Below are 1,661 nucleotides of genomic sequence, written 5' to 3'. Positions count from 1 at the left end.
TTAACACTAATGGTATTATACATATACTGTGTATATTGAGCGTCTTGTTGTGCTATTACGGTGTTTAGAGAAGCACCTAACAGCACAAGTATAAATATATTTAATAGTTGTTTATTCATAAGCATTTAAATTCGATTAGGGAATAACAAATATATACTATTCCGAATATATTATTTATTTATATAAAGGTAGCCTGCCTTAGACTCATTGCTTCCTGAGGCATTTTCATAACTAAGAACATAGTAATATGTTCCTACAGGTAACTCTTGGTTCTTTCCTATAGTTACTCTACCGCTACTAATCCCTTCAAAGAATCGAACACCTGGTTGTTCATACCCGTCTTGTTCAAATACTTTAACTCCCCAGCGGTTATATATTTCTAATGTATTATTTGGAAAATTACGCAATCCTACAATTCTAAATTCGTCATTTATAGCATCTCCATTAGGACTAAGTGCTGTGTAAATAACCAAATCATTTTCTGTGTCCAAATCCGAGAATACCCCCTCGATAACAGTAATAGTTTCATCTTCTCCATCACCATCTTCATCTACATCGATATCAGTATTATTATCCGGATCATCTGATAAGTCAGTTACAACAATCCCATTAGTATCCTCTCCTGTTACCGTAGCCTGATTTGTCACAAAACCAGAAAGAACATCTTCATCAACCAATGTATACAATGCCGTAAAACTTGTTGAATCAAACTCTCCTACAGCAAGATCAATAGGACCTCCCGTTACTTCAACACCTGGTAATGGATCGGTAAGAACAATACTTACAAGATCTAAGTTACCAGTGTTTTCTACGGTAAATGTATACTCTATTTGATCACCTACATTAGGAAGATCATCATTGTTTGTGTCTATGTATTTTCCAGTTTTGGTTAATGCAAGATTTGGAAATTGATCAATCATTGTAATTGTAGGGTCGTTTGTGGGATCTGAGTCACCATCATCATCTACTAACTCATCTCCATTATCCGAAGTATCCATCAGGGTTGAGAACCAATCTTCTCCCATTACCGTTGCGCTATTAATTACTTCTCCAAAATTAATATCCTGTTGTGTAATTTCATAAGTAGCTGTAGCGGTACCTATTTCATTTGGTGCTAAAGTAGAAGGAGTCAATGATAAGTTAGAACTGCCTGTTAACATATCGTCTATTACTATATTATTAACAATTGTATTTCCAGTATTTTGTACACTAAATGTATATGTAATAATATCTCCTGGTGATGAACCATTTGGCTCTCCTGTTTTTGTAAATGTAAGAGACGGATCTGGTATCTCGTCGTCATTTATAGTACCAACAGCTTGATCATCGGTAATCATTAGGCTTGTATTCGTTGTATTTGTTTGAACATCTGTAATAGTTACCTCAAAAGTCTCTGTCGGTTCACTTAAAATATCTTCTACGGTTACAACTGTAAAATCTATGCTACTATCACCTGCTGGGATAATAACAGTTAGAGTTGTTGGTTCTATATAATCATCTGTCTCGATAGCCTCAACATCATCAACTATAAAGGTAACTGTGATATCCTCACTACTTGGATTCGTAAGTGAGATTGTAAATATAGCATCATCACCTTCATCAACCATTATGTCTGCAATACTAACTGTAGGCAAAGGATCTTCATTAGTAATCGTTCCTAT

The 1,661-nt window shown here is 34.9% G+C and carries 1 protein-coding gene; it reads right to left on the bottom strand.

What is annotated here, in order from left to right:
- Positions 1 to 170: 170 nt before the first annotated feature.
- On the bottom strand, positions 171 to 1,661 hold a 1,491-nt coding region (locus DZ60_RS0121905; RefSeq protein ID WP_025744136.1), incomplete at its 5' end, for a DUF7507 domain-containing protein.

The organism is Aquimarina pacifica, assembly GCF_000520955.1.
Lineage (GTDB): Bacteria > Bacteroidota > Bacteroidia > Flavobacteriales > Flavobacteriaceae > Aquimarina > Aquimarina pacifica.
The sequence above is the reverse complement of the archived record's forward strand: the minus strand, read 5'-3'. Positions and strand labels throughout refer to the sequence as shown.